Source organism: Arthrobacter sp. SO3, assembly GCF_020532825.1.
Lineage (GTDB): Bacteria > Actinomycetota > Actinomycetes > Actinomycetales > Micrococcaceae > Arthrobacter.
Genome location: NZ_MQTS01000244.1, coordinates 21,035 through 23,027, shown reverse-complemented (window position 1 = coordinate 23,027; position 1,993 = coordinate 21,035). Strand labels below are relative to the sequence as shown.

Annotated in this window: 2 protein-coding genes; one reads left to right on the top strand and one right to left on the bottom strand. The window is 69.5% G+C overall.

The window, feature by feature from the left end; genetic code table 11:
• Positions 1-1,050 (top strand): M1 family metallopeptidase (locus BJQ90_RS21155; RefSeq protein ID WP_226762146.1); only part of this gene is annotated, 1,050 nt, incomplete at its 5' end.
• Between the two features lie 44 nt (positions 1,051-1,094).
• Here BJQ90_RS21155 and BJQ90_RS21150 read toward each other — a convergent pair.
• The coding region (locus BJQ90_RS21150; RefSeq protein ID WP_226762145.1) for an HNH endonuclease signature motif containing protein at positions 1,095-1,993 on the bottom strand (899 nt) is incomplete at its 5' end.

Sequence of the window (1,993 nt, the reverse complement as noted above, 5' to 3'; positions counted from 1 at the left end):
GAATTCACCCTGGACATCCGCTATGAGGGCAGCCCCTCCCCCCGCCGCGGGCTGTGGGGCGAAGTGGGGTGGGAGGAACTCACCGACGGGGTGCTCGTGGCAGGCCAGCCGAACGGCGCACCGTCCTGGTTCCCCTGCAACGACCACCCGAGCGACAAGGCGAGCTACCGGATCTCGGTGACCACCGACGCCAACTACCGGGCCGTCTGCAACGGGATCCTGATCGCGCGCACCAGCCGGTCCAGCCGCGAGACCTGGGTCTACGAGCAGTCAGAGCCGATGGCCACGTACCTCGCCACGGTCCAGATCGGCCGCTACGAGCTCCTGGCGCTCAATCCGGTCCGGCCGGCCGCGCAGGTGCCCCAGTATGCGGCCGTCCCGGCAGCGCTGGCGGACACGGCCCGCAAGGGGCTCGCGCGGCAGCCGGACATGATGCGAACCTTTATCGATTGCTTTGGCCCGTACCCTTTCGCCGAGTACACCGTCGTGGTGGCGGGGGACGAGCTGGAGATCCCGCTGGAGGCGCAGAGCCTGTCGATTTTCGGCCCGAACCATCTGGAAGAGGACTGGGAGTCCCAGCGGCTCATCGCCCACGAGTTGTCCCACCAGTGGTTCGGGAACTCGCTGACGGCCGCCACCTGGAAAGACATCTGGCTGCACGAAGGGTTCGCCTGCTACGCCGAATGGATCTGGTCCGAAGAAGCCGGTGTTATGACGGTGGCCCGCCGGGCCGCCAACGCCTGGCGGAAGCTCAACGCCGGCAAGCAGGACCTGCTCGTGGGCGACCCCGGGCCGGAGCTGATGTTCGATGACCGGGTCTACAAACGCGGCGCCCTGGCGCTGCACGCACTCCGCCTGCGCTGCGGCGACCTGGCATTCTTCTCGCTGCTGCATGACTGGGCCGGCCAGAACCGCCATGGCTCCGTCTCAACGCCGCAGTTCATCCTCACCGCCGACCACGCGACAGGCCTCGACTCTGAGGCCCTGCTGCACCCGTGGCTGTACCAGGAGGCGCTGCCGCCGCTTCCGGCCGGGGGCTCCGGGAGCTAGGGCATTCGTGGCGTGCGCTGAAACGGCGCGCAATGAGGCGCCGCTCAGGCACTTTGAGGCACGACGTATTCGGGGTAGGCGTCGTCGAGTGGCTCTGTCCAGTCCAGGTCCTTCGGATATACCGGGTCGTCCGGGTCTGGTTCGGGCCATGGATGTGCGGCCGTGAAGAGGTGCCAGTCCGGGAAGGGGTCCGCGGGCAGTTCCTGGTCGGGATCCGGGCCCGGGTCCAGGCCGAAGGGTCCGGCGGGCGGCGGCTCCGGGCAATAACCGGGATCCGCGGGCGGGCCGTGGTCCGTGCCCGCGTCCGGATCCAAGTGCGTGCCCGCGTCCATGTCCGGGAACGTGACTGTATCCGTGTTCGCGCCTGTGACCAGGAGGCCGTCGGGCCAGTGGGGTGGTTCCCAGTCCTGTTGTTCGCTGGGGTAGTACCGGCCTGTTGGTGAGGTCCAGCCGGGTGGTTTGTCTTTGCTGGCCCCGGAAGGTGTCCACGCGGAGCCGTGTTTGAGTTTGTGGTGTCTGGGGCAGGGCTGGCCGAGGTTGCTGATCCCGGTGGTCCCTCCATCGGCCCAGGCCAGGAGATGGTCCGCGTCGTTGTCCAGCGAGGCGTTGCTGCAGCCCGGGAACGGGCACTTCCCGTCGCGCAGGCTCAGCCACCGGCGCTGGGCTTTGGTGAGCCGGTAGCGGGTCCGCCCGATTTCCAGCGGCGCCCCGTCCCGCGGGTCGGTCAGGACCCGGTAGAACGACCCGGCGCCGTCGGCGACCAGGCGCCGGGCCATCGAGGGCGGGATCGGCCCGTACCCGTCCAGGACCGCCGGCTCCCCGGTCACACCGAGCAGGGACAGGACCGGGACGGTGACCAGGACCTGCGCCCGCGGCGACGGGACATCCCCGGTGGTGTCGCCGCTGAGGAGCCAGGTGGCGGCGATGTCGGCGCGCAGCTGGC